The sequence below is a fragment of the Tenacibaculum aquaeponti genome, from assembly GCF_057221555.1.
The window spans coordinates 2,920,381-2,935,726 of record NZ_CM170147.1; the positions used below are offsets into that span (position 1 = coordinate 2,920,381).

The following is a 15,346-nucleotide window of genomic DNA, read 5'->3' on the forward strand; positions in this document are numbered from 1 at the left end:
ATTTCACTTTTTTCAATAGTGTTTAAATTGGTTTTTCTTATGTATCAATTGATTTTGTAAATATTAACGGAGATAAATTTTAAAAATGAATATATATATATTAAATTTGACGCTGATTTTTTTGAGGAAAGATTTGTTCTGATTGCGACCTCGTAAAAAAATGCTAAAACAGTAATGTTTGCTATATTTTACGACAACTTCCTCAGAAAAAGTTTATTAATTCAAAACGAAAAAAAGATAACATGCCATATTTTTTCACATCAGAGAGTGTATCTGAAGGACATCCAGATAAAGTTGCAGATCAAATTAGTGATGCATTAATTGATAATTTTTTAGCCTTCGATCCAGAATCTAAAGTTGCTTGTGAAACTTTAGTGACTACTGGTCAGGTAGTTTTAGCAGGTGAGGTGAAGTCTAATATTTATTTAGATGTTCAAAAAATCGCTAGAAATGTAATTAATAAGATTGGTTACACTAAGAGCGAATATATGTTCGATGGAAATTCTTGTGGAGTATTTTCTGCAATTCATGAACAGTCAGATGATATCAATAGAGGTGTAGATAGAGCTAAGAAAGAAGAGCAAGGTGCAGGAGATCAAGGTATGATGTTCGGTTATGCGACTAATGAAACTGAAAACTATATGCCTTTAGCTTTAGATTTATCTCACTTAATTTTAAAAGAATTAGCAGAGTTAAGAAGAGAAGGAAAAGATATTTCTTATTTAAGGCCAGATGCTAAAAGTCAGGTAACTATTGAGTATTCAGATGATAATGTGCCACAAAGAATTGAAGCAATTGTGGTTTCTACACAGCATGATGATTTTGGAGACGATGCTACAATGTTAGATAAGATTAGAGAGGATATCAAAAATATTTTAATTCCAAGAGTAATAGCTAAATTACCAGAGAGTATTCAAAAGTTATTTAACGATGATATCAAATATCATATTAATCCTACAGGAAAATTTGTTATTGGTGGACCTCATGGAGATACAGGTTTAACTGGAAGAAAAATTATCGTTGATACTTATGGAGGAAAAGGAGCTCACGGTGGTGGAGCTTTTTCAGGAAAAGATCCAAGTAAAGTAGATAGAAGTGCAGCTTATGCTACACGTCACATCGCTAAAAACTTAGTTGCTGCAGGAGTTGCAGATGAGGTTTTAGTTCAAGTTTCTTATGCGATTGGGGTTGTTGAGCCAATGGGGATTTTTGTAGATACTTATGGAACTTCAAAAGTAGATTTAAATGATGGTGAAATTGCGAATAAGGTATCTGAGATTTTTGATATGAGACCTCATGCAATTGAATCAAGGTTAAAGCTTAGAACTCCAATGTACAGTGAAACTGCTGCCTATGGTCATATGGGAAGAGTAAATGAAATAGTGTCTAAAACATTTGTTCAACCAAATGGTGAAGAAAAAACATTAGATGTAGAATTATTTACTTGGGAAAAATTAGATTATATAGATCAAGTAAAAAGAGCTTTTAGCTTATAAAAATAATTTGACATTACTATAACGTTAAAAGTCTAGATTACACAAAGTTTTCTAGACTTTTTTTGTTTATTTGTGTACCAATTATAAAATTATTAACTATGAAAAAAATCAATTATTTTTTATCGATTTTAACACTTTCTATTTTAGCTACAAGTTGTAGTAATTCAGTTTCTGATGATTTTGATGACATGAATCAAGATGTTGCAGAAAAAAGATTAAAGAAAATTTCATCGAATCAGAACGGAGAAGATATTTCTGTAAGTTTTTCATATGATGGAAACAATAAATTAACAGGAATTACAGGTGTGTCTAGAAATGAAACAAGCTCTATTCAATATACAAATACAGGTGATTTATTAAATGTTTCTGCTCAAGGACTTAATGAAACATTAAATCTAGAAGAATTGTTTCAATCACCATTTAATGCTTATGAATTAGGACAAGTTGTAAGTTATGATGATAATAGAAACCCTTCTCAAATTTCTTTTGAAGATCAGGTTTATAATTACAATACAGGGCAATATGAAACTATTAGTTTAACGGCAGAAATTATCTACGATGATGCTCCTAATATGTATTTTTATACTTTAAAAGCTGCTGGTATTATTGATATTTTAGATAAAGTTCAATTAGATTTTAGTATGAATGCTCAAGCTTCAGAAATTATTAAGGCAAGTCAGTTATTGCCTATGAACAATCCTGTAAAGTTTGTTTATAAGAATGAAAATGGAGGTGTAGAGGCTTCAATTGATATTAGTTATACTTATGATCAAGATAATTATCCGATTAATGCAATTGCAGTATTAAATGCGAGATCTTCTTCAGAAACAGTTGCGATTAATTTTTCCTACAATTAGAAAATATATTATAAACTATTTAAAAGGTGAGGAAATTAATTTTCTCACCTTTTTTTGTTTAAGTTAAATTCAAATCTTTAAAGATGTTACAAATAGAAGTCCTGAAACATCTAATATGTTGTTTATCAGTATTTTTTTGGGTTTTGTGTTGTGTTACAAATTTTAAACTCTCTGTTGTTTTGTTAATGTATTTTTGTAATAGAATTAATCAAAGGGGATTATAAAATTATAAAATCATGGGGAAAATTTTACTTATTAGAATTAGAGTATTTTATAGAATAGTTTTGAAAGCTTTAGCAGAGTCGGGGAAAGCTGCTAGTTATGCTATCAAACATTAAAATACTAAAAAAAAAGAAAAAGAGCTACATTAAATATGTAGCTCTTTTTGATTCTATTTTGTTTAAAAAAGAAAAAGACGTTTATTTTATGTTGATAATGTAAGGCATTCTAGCTTGAATTCCTTTTAAGTTTTTTAATTGGTTAATCTCATTAAATAAACGATAACTCTCATCTCCAAGTGCTTTTCTCAAAATTTCTTGTTTGTTTACTTTTCCAAAGGGAGAGAATTTAAACATTTCTTTATAGTCTGTTTTGTAGTTAGGGAAGTTTTTAATGCGATAACCTTTGTTTAACTCAGCTAGTTGGGCTGCAGCATTAATAGCATGATCTAATCCACCTAATTCATCAACTAAACCTTTTGAGATAGCTTCTTTTCCAGACCAAACTCTACCTTGTGCAACTGCGTCTACTTGTTCAAAAGTCATTTTTCTTCCTTGAGCTACTCTATTAACAAATGTCTTGTAAATTTGTTCAACACCTTCTTTGGTAACGTCGTAAAACTTTTTATTCATTGGTTCAAAAAGACTGTACTGAGCACTTTTATTAGTTGAAACTTGCTCTGCATTTATTCCCATTTTCTTAGAAAGTTCGTAAGCATTTGGTAGTGCGCCAAATACACCAATAGAGCCAGTAATAGTTGTAGGTTCTGCTACAATCAAATCTGCGTTACAAGCGATATAATATCCACCAGAAGCTGCTAAATTACCCATAGATACTACCAAAGGTTTTTCTTTTCTGGCTAATTCTAATTCTCTCCAAATTAAATCAGACGCTAATGCACTTCCACCAGGAGAGTTTACGCGTAAAACAATTGCCTTAACGTTTTTGTCTTTAACAGCTTTTTTGATAGCTTCATTAATAATTCCTTGACCAATAACATCTTCATTTCCTTGTCCGTACATAATTTGACCTTGAGCGTAAATAACAGCTATTCGGTCTTTTGCTAATGAAGTTTTTCTGCCTTTTCCAGACTTAATATAGTCTTGAATAGATATTGTAGCGTATTTACCATCTTCTACAGCAGCTTTTAACTTCTCTTCATACTCATCTTGATAAATAAAATTATCTATAAGTTTATTTGTTTTTGCTAATTCAGCATTTCTACCTTTAGAATTATCAGCTATACTGTTAACTTCTTCTTCAGTTATTTTTCTAGATTTACTAATATCTGCAGTGATTTCAGACCAAATAGACTTTAAGAAAGAAGTTGTTTGTTCACGGTTAGCTTCACTCATTTTGTTGTCTAAGTAAGGTTCAACAGCACTTTTATATTTACCATGTCTTATAACTTCCATTTTTACTCCGTACTTATCTTCAAAATCTTTATAATATAAAATTTCAGTAGATAAACCAGTGAAGTCTATTTGTCCAACAGGATTTAAATAAACACTATCGGCTACAGAACTTAAATAGTAGTTTTTTTGAGTATATACATCGTTATAAGCATAAATGAATTTTCCTGATTCTTTAAATTCTTCTAACTTTTTTCTCAAGGCTTGAGTTTGGGCAAAACCAGCATTTACAAAAGTTGAATTTAAACTGATTCCTTTAATGTTGTTGTCTAATTGGGCGTTGTCTAATGCGTTGAAGATTTTATTTAAAGCTAATTTAGTATTATCTAATTCTAAAGCCTCTAAAATTGGGTTCTTTTCGTCAGGAGCATAATCTTTAACAATAGAAGTTAAATCTAATTCTAAAATCGAATTTGGTTTAACAACTACAGTTTCTTGTTTTCCAGCTAAAGAAGCTATACCGATAAACAAAATAAAAATTAAAAATAGGCTAATAAAAAAACCTAAAATAGCGGCTAATAAGTTTCGTAAAAAATTCATTTTATTAATAATAATTGCGTGCAAATATACGCTTTTTAAGGTGGTTAATTATCTCAACGTCATGCGGTACTTTCGTTGAGCAAATTGAAAGTAATTAAAGAGTTTGTAATTTACGTCGTATCCATAATTAATATTTGCATTATAATCTATAATATTCTGATAAATATTAGGATTAAATCTCGTTGGATCTGAAACTCTAGAATTCCAAATTGGAACTAAAAAACGATTTCTGTTTTCTAAATAAGCTTGTGTATAATAACCAACAGGTTGAGCTATTGTATTTAAATATTGATTAAAACCGATATCAAGAATTATAATTTCATATTCTAAGCTATCATTTTTAATTACAACAGGTTCTTCCTTTATTTCTGAATTAGAAATTTTTTTTGGAGTATTACAATTACCTATAAAAAGAAAAATCGCTAGTCCTAAAAAGATATAATAGAATTTAGTTTTCATACAAAAATCAATTTACCTTATAAGATACGAAAATTAAGAAGATGTCTTTAATTTTTAATTCGTTAATATTTTGTTATTAGTTAAATTCTACTTGGTTAAATAAGTTATTTAATGTGTTTTTAGATTTCTCTTTTCCATCTTGTAACCAATTAAAGTATTCATCTTCGTTAGGTGTGTAGCCAACAGGTGTGTTTAAAATTTGTTTTCCATCAGAGCTTAATAAAACATAATAAGGTTGTGTATTAGTTTTAAAGAAAACAGTTTGAAAATGCGACCATTTATGCCCGTAGTTAGAAAGTTGTCTTGTACCTCCATTAACTCTATTCACTATAATTTGTTCTTCTTTAGGAAGTTCTTTTTTGTCATCAACATAAAGAGATATTAAAACATAGTCGTTTCGTAATACATTATCTATTTTTTCTGCAGGCCATACATGTTCTTCCATTTTTCTACAGTTTACACAGGCATAACCTGTAAAGTCTAACATGATAGGTTTATTTGTTTTTTTAGCGTAAGCTAAACCTTCTTTTAAATCTTTAAAACAAGTTAAATTATTAGGACACTCGTTAGGGTATATATAACTATAACCCACAGGTGGAGCTAAACCACTTAAAAGAGATAAAGACGAAAAAGTTTTTGTCTCTTTATTTACCATAAATCCTGAAGCTAAATAAACTGTAAAAGCAGCTACTAAAATTCCAAAAGTTATTCTAGAGAAACCAATTTTTTGAAAAGGAGAATCATGCGGAAATTTAATTAACCCAAATAGATATAAAGCTAAACCAGCGAAAATCAAGATCCATAAAATTAAGAAAGGTTCAATTTTTAAAATATTCCAGTGTGCTACTAAATCGGCATTAGATAAAAATTTAAATGCCAAGGCTAATTCTAAGAAACCTAAAACAACTTTAACAGTTGTCATCCAACCACCAGATTTAGGTAGTGATTTTAACATGTTCGGGAACATTGCAAAAAGAGTAAAAGGAAGTCCTAATGCAACTCCAAAACCAGCCATCCCGGAAGTTAATTGCCAAGCACCACCATCAGAAGATAAAGACCCTGCAAGTAAAGAACCTAAAATTGGCCCAGTACATGAAAATGAAACTATAGCTAAAGTTAAAGCCATAAAAAATATTCCTATTATTCCTCCAGAATTTTCTCCTTCAGTAGTTCTATTAGTCCAGCTACTAGGTAATGTAAGTTCATAAAAACCAAAAAATGATCCAGCAAAGAAGACAAATACAATAAAGAAGATAACGTTAAGCCAAACGTTAGTGGAAATTTCATTTAAAATATCAGGATTAATAGAGTCTAATAGATGGAAAGGAACACTTAGTAATAAGTATACGGCCAAAATAAAGAATCCATATAAAAGTGCTTTAGAAATTCCAGAGCTTTTAGAGCTGTCTTTTTTAGTGAAAAAGCTAACTGTAAGAGGAATCATAGGGAAAACACAAGGAGTTAATAATGCAAGTAAACCTCCTAAAAAACCTAAACCGAAAATACTAAATAAAGAAGAGTTGTCATTTTTTTTCTCAATAGTAGCATTCTCATTTGTTACTCCCACAGCATTTAAATCAACAGAAGGTTCTCTAATGTCTTTGCTAGATAAGCCGTATAGTATTGTGTTAGCTTCATCGTCACTTAAATCTGCTACTTTAGCTACTTTATTAACAGCAGAAGCTTTACTTTTTTCAGAAGTGAAGAAAGTTAAATCTTCAGATCGAGGGGGCAAACAACGAGTATCATTACAGACCATAAATTGAACATTAGCTTCAATTTTAGCGTCTTCTTTAAGTAAACGTATTTTTTGTTTGAATGTAGCTTTATTGGCAAAGTACTTAATTTGCATTTTAAACACTTTGTCATCTTCTGTAATACCTTTCTCTTCTGAAGTTTTTCCCATAAGTTCGTAACTATCGTTAGGAGTAAAAGAAAATATTGTTGGTCTTGGTCCTCCTTTAGGAATGTCTTGTGCGTATAAGTGCCATCCATCATCAATAGTGGCAGTAGAAATTAAATAGTATTCGTTATCAGATATTTTTTCAGTTTTAGTTTTCCATTTTACTGGATCTAGGATTTGCGAAAAACCAATATAACTAATTAATATAGTGAATAGAAAAAAGACTTTTTTCATTGTGTTTTAAATTTGTAGCTACGATTTGTAAAAATAACTTTTTTCAAATAATAGACTTGTTCCTGTTTTTGTTAAATTTAAAACAAATTTTAACAATGAAAAAACGTTGCTTTTGGGTTAGTAATGATCCATTATATATTGAATATCATGATAAAGAATGGGGGGGTCCTGTTTACGATGATGAAACATTATTTGAATTTTTACTTTTAGAGTCTTTTCAAGCGGGTTTAAGTTGGATTACCATTTTGAAAAAGAGAGAGAATTTTAGAGAAGCTTTTGATGGTTTTGATTATAAGAAAATAGCAAATTATAACGAAGATAAATTCAATGAATTAGTAGTAAATGAAGGGATCATAAGGAATAAATTAAAAATAAAAGCTGCAATAACTAATGCTAAAGCTTTTATGGAAGTTCAAAAGGAGTATGGTTCTTTTTCTAAATATATTTGGGCTTTTTTTAATGGAAAACCAATAAAAAATAATTTTAAAACTAGAGAAGAGGTTCCTGCAACCACACCTTTGTCAGATGAAATATCAAAAGCACTTAAAAAAAGAGGTTTTAAATTTGTAGGATCAACAATTATTTATGCTTTTATGCAAGCTACAGGTATGGTAAACGATCATACAACAGATTGTTTCAAGTATAATGAAGTTTAAAAGAATAATATGTTAAAGATAATGGCTAAAAAAACTAAAGATCCAGGATTTGGTTATAAATCAGCTAAAAATGTAAAAGGAACTATCAATAAAGATGGAAGTTCTAATATTATTCACATCAATCGTAAGTTTGGTGTTGATGATTTATATAGTTTTTTTATCAGTTTATCTTGGATTCAGTTTTCTATTATTGTGGTTCTAAGTTATACGATGCTAAATGTTTTTTTTGGAATAGTATATACATTAATTGGTATAGAACAAATAACTCCCTCTACAGGAAATGCATTTAGAGATTTTTTAAATGGTTTTTTCTTTAGTGCACAAACATTAACAACTGTTGGCTACGGAGGGATTGCTCCGAAAGGATTAACAGCTAATGTTATTGCTGCCTTTGAGGCTTTAATTGGTTTGGTGAGTTTCGCTTTTGTAACTGGATTACTTTATGGTCGATTTTCTAGGCCTAAAGCAGCTATTCGTTTCAGTAAGAATTTAATCGTTAGAGAGTTTAATGGAGGTAGAGCCTTAATGTTTCGATTAATGAATAGCCGAAAAACAATAATGATTGAACCAAAAGTAACTGTAACATTATCTTTAAATCATAAAGATGAAAGCGGTCAGTATAAAAGAAGTTTTTTCGCTTTAGATTTAGAACGCAATAAGATTATGTATTTGCCAACAGTGTGGACAGTAGTTCACATTATTGATAAAAAAAGTCCGTTATATGATTTATCTAACGAAGAAATTAAAAATTTAGACGCTGGTTTATATATATTAATTCAATATCACGAAGAATCATTTGGTCAAACAGTATATCAAGCAACATCTTACAAGTTTTCACAAGTAGAAATTGATGTGAAATACGCGCCCTCTTCAAGTTTTAATGAAGAAGGTTACACGGTTTTAGATCATGATAAATTAAGTGATGTGGAAAAACTCTAACCTTTCACTAAATATTTTGAAAGAAATAAAAGTCCTATGGTTACTATAATTCCAATAGCAACATAAATAGCAGCATTTTGATAATACTTTTTATTATTCTTAGCGTCTTTTTTATAACTAAAAATCATTAAGGCAGTAAATGCAATAAGGAAAAGTGAAGCAAAAATTATTCTGCCAGTTGTAAACATTTTAGAAGCTATAATTAGCATAAAATTATGTGTTAAATAGATTAGTGTGTACATTCTTTGTACATTTAACAAAAGTACTAAATAAATGAAAAAAGTAGTAATTTTTGGAGCAACATCAGGTATAGGTAAAGTTTTAGTCGATTTGTTTGTTAAAGAAGGCTGTAAAGTTGCAATTACTGGACGAAGATTGGTGAAGTTAGAAGAGATAAAAGCAAAGTACCCAGAAAAAATACTAATTAAACAAAATGATATTCAGGAAATAAATGAAGTAGAGAGAGTTTTTTTAGAAATTGTAAAGGAATTTGGTGCTATTGATATTGTAGTTCAATCTTCAGGAGTTGGTTATGTAAATCCAGATTTAGCATGGGATAAAGAACAGGAAACTATTTTAACTAATGTCTTAGGAGTTACAAAATTGTACGATTTAACTTATAATTTATTTAGAGAGCAAGGTTATGGGCATTTAGTAGGAATTTCTTCCATTGCTTCACTTAGAGGTAATCGAGCAGCGCCAGCATATTTTGCTTCAAAAGCATATCAAAAGGCATATTTAGAAAGTCTTTACATTAAAACCAAAACAATAAAAAGTAAACAAGTCTTTATAACAGATATTCGTCCTGGTTTTGTAGATACAGCTATGGCTTTAGGAGATGGAATATTTTGGATGGTATCTCTTGAAAAAGCCACAGAACAAATATTTCAAGCCATAAAAAGAAAGAAAAGAGTGGCTTATATTTCTAAACGTTGGCGTATTATTGCTTTCGCTTTAAAATTAACACCAAGTTGGTTACTTAAAAAAGTAATTTAAGAATGAAAAAAAAGAATTTAATTGTTTTTGATATCGATGATACATTAACAAGTAGTGAAAAAAAACATACAGATTCATTGCTTTTTGCTATGGATAATATGGGGATTAAAAATGTAGATACAGATTGGAGAAATTATGCTAATGCTACAGATAGTTATATCGTTAAAAAAAACTTTGAAAGAGTTTTTCAAAAAGATTTCTCTTTAGAATTACTTGAAGATTTCGAAAAAGTAATGACAGATCATTTTATTACTTATCAAGATTCGAAGGAGGTTTTAGGAGCAAAAAATATTGTAGATTTTTTTGAGAAAGAAACCGTTTACGGAGTTTGTTTTGCTACAGGATCATTGTTTCAGCCTGCATTATTAAAGTTAAAACAAGCAGGAATATTATTTTCTGAAGAAGTTTTAGAAACTTCAAACCAAATTTATACAAGAGAAGGAATTGTTTCTTCAGCAATAGATAAAGCAAAGAAATATTATGGGGTAACAAATTTCGATCACATTATATCTTTTGGTGATGGTTTATGGGATGTTACAACTGCAGAAAATTTAGGTTTACACTTTGTAGGAGTAAATAAGAGAAATGTTGAAGATTTTAGAAAACAAAATGTATTGTATCATGTTGAAGATTGGACAAGCTTCGATCTGAATAAAGCAGAAGAAATATTTAAAATAAACTAAAAACAAGAATCAAATTAAATGAAAAATAAAATTAAAGCAGTAAAAGAGTTTCATACAGCTTTTGGTTTAGGAATAAATGAAAGTCCCAAAGTTGATATTGGTGATGATAGAAAATTACTTCGTTTCAATTTAATGAAAGAAGAAAATGAAGAGTATTTAGAAGCTGTACAAAATAACAATTTAGTTGAAACCGCTGATGCTTTAGGCGATATGCTATATATTTTGTGTGGTACAATAATAGAGCACGGAATGCAATATAAAATTGATGAGGTTTTTAATGAGATTCAAAGAAGTAATATGAGTAAATTAGACAAAGAAGGAAACCCTATTTATAGAGAGGATGGAAAAGTAATGAAAGGACCAGATTATTTTAAACCAGATATTAAAGCTATTCTAGAAAAATAAAACAATTTAAAAGAAATTATTGATTTATTTCTTCATTAATATCAGGAGCTGACATTTTATTTAAGGTTTCTTTAAGTTCTGTTACACTACCAACCATTTTCTCAACATATCCTTCTTCGTCGATAATTAAATGTGTAGGAAAGTGAGAGATTTCCATTTTGTTTTCAATAAAATCTCTTTGGTTAGGTATTACAGGGTATCTAAATTCGTTTTTAATTAAAAAGTTTTTAAGGTTACTTGGAGTGTCAAAGGCTAAGCTTAAAAAAATTACATCTTCATAAGCTTCGTATTCATCATATAAATTATTTAACTCTTTAAATTCTTTTGTGCTGGCATTGTCGTCCATGTACCAGCATTTCATAATTATAATTTTCCCTTTGGTGTTTTCGCTTGAAAATTTAGTGCCATTTAAATCAGTAAAATTAAACTCAGGCAGTTTAGTTCCCTCTTTTGAATAGTATGAATATATTACTTCTGAAGTGTTTTTTATAATTTCAGAAATGTCTTTTTGAGAGTCGTTTAAACTATAAAGTTGGTACATTTCTTCACCTGACAGAAGTTTAACAGGTACATAGTCTCCGGAAGTTAAGTTAGATAAAAAATCACCTTTATCTATTTCTTCTCCTTCAGAATTTAACGCTATAAAATTACTTGATAAATCAATATTTTCGTTATAATAATCTTTCCAGTTTTTTTCAGAAGTAAGGTTGTTGTTAAAATCTTGAGGAAACATCTCGTTATCTATAATAGCTGTACTTGTATTATTAGAAGGAGTTTCGTCTATTTCTTTGTTATCATCTAGTGAACTTATAGAGTCATCGTTAATAATAGATGTTAAAGTATCATCTTTCTGAATGAAAACATTATCTAATACATAATAAGTAATGCCGAATCCAGCTGCTATGGTAACAATCGTAATGAGTAGATTTTTCATACTAATAACCCCTAATGCTTTTTAACAAATATATGAAAAGCGAAGGGAATGTTAAAAAATTGTTACTTAATAATCAGATGTTAACTAATTTTTAGTCTCCAATTATGTGGGTCTTCAGCTAGATTATATTGAATATTTGTTAGTTTTTCTTTAAAAAATGAAGCGTAAGTATTTTCAATTTTAGGTAAATCGAAAGATTCTCCTTTATGACTAAAACCAATAATTGGATTTATTACTGTTGCTGTACCAGTTCCAAAAATTTCTAATAAAGTTTTGTTTTTTGCAGCTTCTTTAATTTCGGCTACTGAAACTCTTCGTACTTCAATTTCTATATTATTATCTTCAGCTAATTGAATTACAGATTTACGAGTAATTCCATCTAAAATACGATCATTATTAGGTGCAGTAACTAGTTTATCGTTAATTCTAAAGAAAACATTCATAGTTCCTGCTTCTTCTAAATATTCATGAGTGTTAGCGTCTGTCCAAATAATTTGTTGAAACCCTTTTTCGTGAGCTAGTTTTGTTGGGTAAAATTGAGCTGCGTAATTTCCAGCAGCTTTAGCAAAACCAACTCCACCATCTGCAGCTCTACTATATTCTTCAGCTATTAAAACACGAACTTCACCTGCATAATATGCTTGAGCAGGAGAGAGTATAATCATAAATTTATATTCACTAGCTGGTGAAGCAGAAATAGCAGGCTGTGTAGCAATAACAAAAGGACGGATATACATAGAATTTCCTTTTCCTTTTTTTATCCAATCTTTTTCTAAGTTTAATAACTGAGTTAAACCATCCATAAAATACTCTTTCGGAAATTCTGGGATAGCTAAACGACTTGATGATTTATTTATACGGTTAAAGTTTTCCTCTGGTCTGAAAAGAAAAATATCTTCATTTTCATCTTTATATGCCTTCATACCTTCAAAAACAGCTTGCCCATAATGAAATACTCTTGCAGATGGAGCAACAGAAATATTACCATAAGGTTTTATTTCTGGAGTTTGCCATTCTCCATCTTTATATTCACATTCAAACATGTAATCAGTAAAAACAGTACCAAAAGATAAATTATTAAAATCTACACTATCAATTTTAGAATTTTGTATTGGGGTAATTTTAATGTTTGATGATGAACTCATAAATAAATTTTTAGATACGCTAAATTACAAAATAGAGCGCACTTAAATTCTAATTCAAGGAAGGAAAAAACACTCAAAATTGTATCTTTGTATTAAACTATGTTCAAATTATTGTAAATGAGAAACTTAATTATTGCTTTTTTTAGCGCGACTTTATTGTTAACATCTTGTAAAACAGAAAAAAAAGAAACTTCTAAAGAAGTTGAAAAAGAAGTAACTGTTGAAAAGAAGAAAAGTGAATATGCTTTATTTGGTGAAAAAATTTCTGCAGAAGGAGCTTCAACTTCAGAAGAAGCTTTAAAAAAATATCAAGATTTAAAAGTAGGGGATACAGTAACTATCAAGTTTGCTTCTAAGATTAATGAAGTGTGTACTAAAAAAGGATGTTGGATGAAATTACCATTGTCTCAAGATGAAGAGATTATGGTGCGTTTTAAAGATTACGGATTTTTTATGCCTTTAGATAGTCAAGGTAAAGATGTGATTGTTGAAGGAAAAGCTTTTGTGAAAATTACACCTGTAGATGAATTACGTCATTATGCAGAAGATGCTGGTAAATCTAAAGAAGAGATTGAAAAAATTACAGAACCTAAGCAAGAAATGGCATTCTTAGCTCATGGTGTATTATTAAAGTAAACTTGAAGAGAGAAATTATAATTACTTCGGATGGTTCTACAACTATCCATTTACCTGATTGGAATGAACAATACCATTCAAAACATGGTGCTATTCAAGAAGCATATCATGTGTTTATAAAGAATGGATTAGAATTATTCAAAGCAAAGCCAATTTCTATTTTAGAGATTGGCTTTGGTACAGGGTTAAATTGCTTTATTACTTATTTAGAACATACAGCAAAAATCGATTATGTTGGAGTAGAAGCTTATCCTGTAGCTAAAGAAGAGGTGAATAAATTGAATTATGTAAAAGAACTGAAAGCAGAAAAAAGAACTGAAAAATTTCAATTAATTCATGAGCTTGCTTGGGAAGTTAAAAATGAAATAGATTCAGATTTTTTATTAACGAAACGTGAACAGTTTTTTCAAGATATTGATGATGAAAATGCTTTCGATTTAGTTTACTTTGATGCTTTTGGAGCAAGAGTTCAGCCTGAATTATGGTCTGAAGTTATTTTCGAAAAAATGTATAAAGCAACTAAAAAAGAAGGGGTTTTAGTAACGTATTCTGCAAAAGGTAGTGTAAGAAGAGCTATGGAATCTGTTGGTTTTACTGTCGAAAGATTATCAGGTCCTCCTGGGAAAAGAGAAATGTTAAGAGCAATAAAGAAATAATTTTATTGAGATAAACACAAGATTAAAGATAAAGATAATAGTTCTTTATGTGATGGTTTCATTTTTCTTTTTTTACTTTTCAGTTGAAAATATTTTTTGGTTAAAAATCATATGTATTTCTGATACAAAAAAATATAGTTTGACTAATATTTTAAATTTAAGACGCGAATATCATAGAATGATTTTCATGCAGAAAAGTTAGTAATAACAATTAAAGAATATAAAACAATAAAGTATCTTGCAGCTTCCCAGAGAAGAAAAGATTGGAGATTATTTTTAAAGATTTAATAAGATAAAATGAAGTTTCAAAAACGATTTGGTAATAGAAAAAGAACAAATTCCAAAAGAGGATTGTTTTTAGTAATACTTTTAGCTTTAGCATTATACTTGTTTTTTAATGCAGATAAAATCTTATCTCGAATTCTATAATGAAACCATTCAAATTTAAAGAGTTTACAGTTCATCAAGATAAAGCAGCTATGAAAATTGGTACAGATGCTGTTTTATTAGGTGCGTGGAGTGATATTAATTTCTATCCTGATTCAATTTTAGATGTTGGCTCTGGTACAGGAGTCATTGCGCTAATGTTAGCACAAAGAACAGATGCAATGACTATAGATGCTATCGAAATTGAAGAAGAAGCATATGAACAATCTGTAGAAAATTTTGAACGTTCAGATTGGGGAGATCGTTTGTTTTGTTACCATGTATCTTTTCAGGAATTTGCTAACGAAATGCAAGAAGATGAAGAAACTTATGATCTAATTGTTTCTAATCCACCTTTTTACAATACAGATTATCATTCAGAAGATGAGTCAAGAAATAAAGCTAGATTTACAAAAAGTGCATTATCGTTTGAAAGTTTATTAAAAGGTGTAAGCCAACTTTTGAGTCAAGCAGGAGTTTTTAATGTTATAATTCCTTTTGAAGAAGAACAGAAGTTTATTCAACTAGCTCTTAATTATGATCTTTTTAATACTAAAGTTTGTCGTGTTAAAGGAAATGAAACTTCAGAAATAAAAAGAAGTTTACTTGCATTTTCTTTTGAAGAAAAAGAAGTAATTGAAGAGGAATTAATTATAGAAAAAGAAAGACACCAGTATACTGATGCCTATATCGATCTAACTAAAGATTTTTATTTAAAAATGTAGCTCTAAATTATACTGTTTTTTAAAA

17 protein-coding genes are annotated in these 15,346 nt (G+C 29.3%); 11 read left to right on the forward strand and 6 right to left on the reverse strand.

Annotation, left to right across the window (positions count from 1 at the left end; all coding sequences use genetic code 11):
- Positions 1 to 242 precede the first annotated feature (242 nt).
- Both metK and AC2TEO_RS13230 read left to right on the forward strand, forming a co-directional pair.
- Positions 243 to 1,496 (forward strand): methionine adenosyltransferase, encoded by a 1,254-nt coding sequence (gene metK / locus AC2TEO_RS13225; protein ID WP_442265282.1) that lies wholly within the window; start codon positions 243 to 245, stop codon positions 1,494 to 1,496.
- Positions 1,497 to 1,594: 98 nt separating this feature from the next.
- A complete protein-coding gene (locus AC2TEO_RS13230; protein WP_442265283.1) occupies positions 1,595 to 2,353 on the forward strand; it encodes a hypothetical protein in 759 nt (252 codons plus the stop codon).
- Positions 2,354 to 2,772: 419 nt separating this feature from the next.
- On the opposite strand, the gene sppA is transcribed toward AC2TEO_RS13230, so the two are convergent.
- The 3 genes from sppA to AC2TEO_RS13245 all read right to left on the reverse strand — a co-directional run bounded on the left by sppA (position 2,773) and on the right by AC2TEO_RS13245 (position 7,120).
- Positions 2,773 to 4,524, reverse strand: coding sequence for a signal peptide peptidase SppA (gene sppA, locus AC2TEO_RS13235; protein ID WP_442265284.1), 1,752 nt, complete (start codon positions 4,522 to 4,524; stop codon positions 2,773 to 2,775).
- Between the two features lie 48 nt (positions 4,525 to 4,572).
- Positions 4,573 to 4,983 carry a DUF6146 family protein gene (locus AC2TEO_RS13240; protein ID WP_442265285.1) on the reverse strand — a complete coding sequence of 137 codons (411 nt, stop codon included), beginning with the start codon at positions 4,981 to 4,983 and terminating at the stop codon, positions 4,573 to 4,575.
- Positions 4,984 to 5,059: 76 nt separating this feature from the next.
- On the reverse strand, positions 5,060 to 7,120 hold the full coding sequence (locus AC2TEO_RS13245) for a protein-disulfide reductase DsbD family protein (protein WP_442265286.1): 2,061 nt from the start codon (positions 7,118 to 7,120) through the stop codon (positions 5,060 to 5,062).
- A gap of 95 nt (positions 7,121 to 7,215) precedes the next feature.
- Between AC2TEO_RS13245 and AC2TEO_RS13250 the strand changes: the two genes are divergently transcribed.
- On the forward strand, positions 7,216 to 7,776 hold the full coding sequence (locus tag AC2TEO_RS13250; protein WP_442265287.1) for a DNA-3-methyladenine glycosylase I: 561 nt from the start codon (positions 7,216 to 7,218) through the stop codon (positions 7,774 to 7,776).
- Between the two features lie 9 nt (positions 7,777 to 7,785).
- On the forward strand, positions 7,786 to 8,715 hold the full coding sequence (locus AC2TEO_RS13255) for an ion channel (protein WP_442265288.1): 930 nt from the start codon (positions 7,786 to 7,788) through the stop codon (positions 8,713 to 8,715).
- On the opposite strand, the gene AC2TEO_RS13260 is transcribed toward AC2TEO_RS13255, so the two are convergent.
- A complete protein-coding gene (locus tag AC2TEO_RS13260; RefSeq protein ID WP_442265289.1) occupies positions 8,712 to 8,957 on the reverse strand; it encodes a hypothetical protein in 246 nt (81 codons plus the stop codon). The two genes, AC2TEO_RS13255 and AC2TEO_RS13260, sit on opposite strands and share 4 nt — an antisense overlap.
- A 31-nt stretch (positions 8,958 to 8,988) precedes the next feature.
- Here AC2TEO_RS13260 and AC2TEO_RS13265 point away from each other — a divergent pair, with 31 nt between their 5' ends.
- From AC2TEO_RS13265 to AC2TEO_RS13275, 3 genes are read left to right on the forward strand one after another with little or no spacing between them, the layout of a single operon-like run.
- Entirely contained in the window at positions 8,989 to 9,711 is a 723-nt protein-coding gene (locus tag AC2TEO_RS13265) for an SDR family NAD(P)-dependent oxidoreductase (protein WP_442265290.1), read from the forward strand.
- A gap of 2 nt (positions 9,712 to 9,713) precedes the next feature.
- Entirely contained in the window at positions 9,714 to 10,394 is a 681-nt protein-coding gene (locus AC2TEO_RS13270; protein WP_442265291.1) for an HAD family hydrolase, read from the forward strand.
- Positions 10,395 to 10,412: 18 nt separating this feature from the next.
- Positions 10,413 to 10,799 (forward strand): pyrophosphohydrolase domain-containing protein, encoded by a 387-nt coding sequence (locus AC2TEO_RS13275; RefSeq protein ID WP_442265292.1) that lies wholly within the window; start codon positions 10,413 to 10,415, stop codon positions 10,797 to 10,799.
- Positions 10,800 to 10,815: 16 nt separating this feature from the next.
- On the opposite strand, the gene AC2TEO_RS13280 is transcribed toward AC2TEO_RS13275, so the two are convergent.
- Both AC2TEO_RS13280 and AC2TEO_RS13285 read right to left on the reverse strand, forming a co-directional pair.
- Positions 10,816 to 11,733, reverse strand: a complete 918-nt coding sequence (locus AC2TEO_RS13280) for a TlpA family protein disulfide reductase (RefSeq protein WP_442265293.1) — start codon at positions 11,731 to 11,733, stop codon at positions 10,816 to 10,818.
- A gap of 80 nt (positions 11,734 to 11,813) precedes the next feature.
- Complete coding sequence (locus AC2TEO_RS13285; protein WP_442265294.1) at positions 11,814 to 12,878, reverse strand: branched-chain amino acid aminotransferase; 1,065 nt, start codon at positions 12,876 to 12,878, stop codon at positions 11,814 to 11,816.
- 117 nt (positions 12,879 to 12,995) lie between these two features.
- Here AC2TEO_RS13285 and AC2TEO_RS13290 point away from each other — a divergent pair, with 117 nt between their 5' ends.
- The 4 genes from AC2TEO_RS13290 (at position 12,996) to AC2TEO_RS13305 (ending at position 15,321) form a co-directional block, all read left to right on the forward strand.
- A complete protein-coding gene (locus AC2TEO_RS13290; protein ID WP_442265295.1) occupies positions 12,996 to 13,514 on the forward strand; it encodes a DUF4920 domain-containing protein in 519 nt (172 codons plus the stop codon).
- 2 nt (positions 13,515 to 13,516) lie between these two features.
- Positions 13,517 to 14,170, forward strand: coding sequence for a tRNA (5-methylaminomethyl-2-thiouridine)(34)-methyltransferase MnmC2 (gene mnmC2, locus AC2TEO_RS13295; protein WP_442265296.1), 654 nt, complete (start codon positions 13,517 to 13,519; stop codon positions 14,168 to 14,170).
- Between the two features lie 297 nt (positions 14,171 to 14,467).
- Positions 14,468 to 14,599, forward strand: coding sequence for a hypothetical protein (locus tag AC2TEO_RS13300; RefSeq protein ID WP_442265297.1), 132 nt, complete (start codon positions 14,468 to 14,470; stop codon positions 14,597 to 14,599).
- On the forward strand, positions 14,599 to 15,321 hold the full coding sequence (locus tag AC2TEO_RS13305; RefSeq protein WP_442265298.1) for a tRNA1(Val) (adenine(37)-N6)-methyltransferase: 723 nt from the start codon (positions 14,599 to 14,601) through the stop codon (positions 15,319 to 15,321). Before AC2TEO_RS13300 ends, AC2TEO_RS13305 begins: the two co-directional genes overlap by 1 nt.
- The last annotated feature ends 25 nt before the right edge of the window (positions 15,322 to 15,346 follow it).

Excerpts from the sequence above, each read along its gene's own strand:
- metK (WP_442265282.1), top strand. The coding sequence starts at position 243 with ATGCCATATTTTTTCACATCAGAGAGTGTATCTGAAGGACATCCAGAT.
- AC2TEO_RS13230 (WP_442265283.1), top strand. The coding sequence starts at position 1,595 with ATGAAAAAAATCAATTATTTTTTATCGATTTTAACACTTTCTATTTTA.
- sppA (WP_442265284.1), bottom strand. The coding sequence starts at position 4,524 with ATGAATTTTTTACGAAACTTATTAGCCGCTATTTTAGGTTTTTTTATT.
- AC2TEO_RS13240 (WP_442265285.1), bottom strand. The coding sequence starts at position 4,983 with ATGAAAACTAAATTCTATTATATCTTTTTAGGACTAGCGATTTTTCTT.
- AC2TEO_RS13245 (WP_442265286.1), bottom strand. The coding sequence starts at position 7,120 with ATGAAAAAAGTCTTTTTTCTATTCACTATATTAATTAGTTATATTGGT.
- AC2TEO_RS13250 (WP_442265287.1), top strand. The coding sequence starts at position 7,216 with ATGAAAAAACGTTGCTTTTGGGTTAGTAATGATCCATTATATATTGAA.
- AC2TEO_RS13255 (WP_442265288.1), top strand. The coding sequence starts at position 7,786 with ATGTTAAAGATAATGGCTAAAAAAACTAAAGATCCAGGATTTGGTTAT.
- AC2TEO_RS13260 (WP_442265289.1), bottom strand. The coding sequence starts at position 8,957 with ATGTACACACTAATCTATTTAACACATAATTTTATGCTAATTATAGCT.
- AC2TEO_RS13265 (WP_442265290.1), top strand. The coding sequence starts at position 8,989 with ATGAAAAAAGTAGTAATTTTTGGAGCAACATCAGGTATAGGTAAAGTT.
- AC2TEO_RS13270 (WP_442265291.1), top strand. The coding sequence starts at position 9,714 with ATGAAAAAAAAGAATTTAATTGTTTTTGATATCGATGATACATTAACA.
- AC2TEO_RS13275 (WP_442265292.1), top strand. The coding sequence starts at position 10,413 with ATGAAAAATAAAATTAAAGCAGTAAAAGAGTTTCATACAGCTTTTGGT.
- AC2TEO_RS13280 (WP_442265293.1), bottom strand. The coding sequence starts at position 11,733 with ATGAAAAATCTACTCATTACGATTGTTACCATAGCAGCTGGATTCGGC.
- AC2TEO_RS13285 (WP_442265294.1), bottom strand. The coding sequence starts at position 12,878 with ATGAGTTCATCATCAAACATTAAAATTACCCCAATACAAAATTCTAAA.
- AC2TEO_RS13290 (WP_442265295.1), top strand. The coding sequence starts at position 12,996 with ATGAGAAACTTAATTATTGCTTTTTTTAGCGCGACTTTATTGTTAACA.
- AC2TEO_RS13300 (WP_442265297.1), top strand. The coding sequence starts at position 14,468 with ATGAAGTTTCAAAAACGATTTGGTAATAGAAAAAGAACAAATTCCAAA.
- AC2TEO_RS13305 (WP_442265298.1), top strand. The coding sequence starts at position 14,599 with ATGAAACCATTCAAATTTAAAGAGTTTACAGTTCATCAAGATAAAGCA.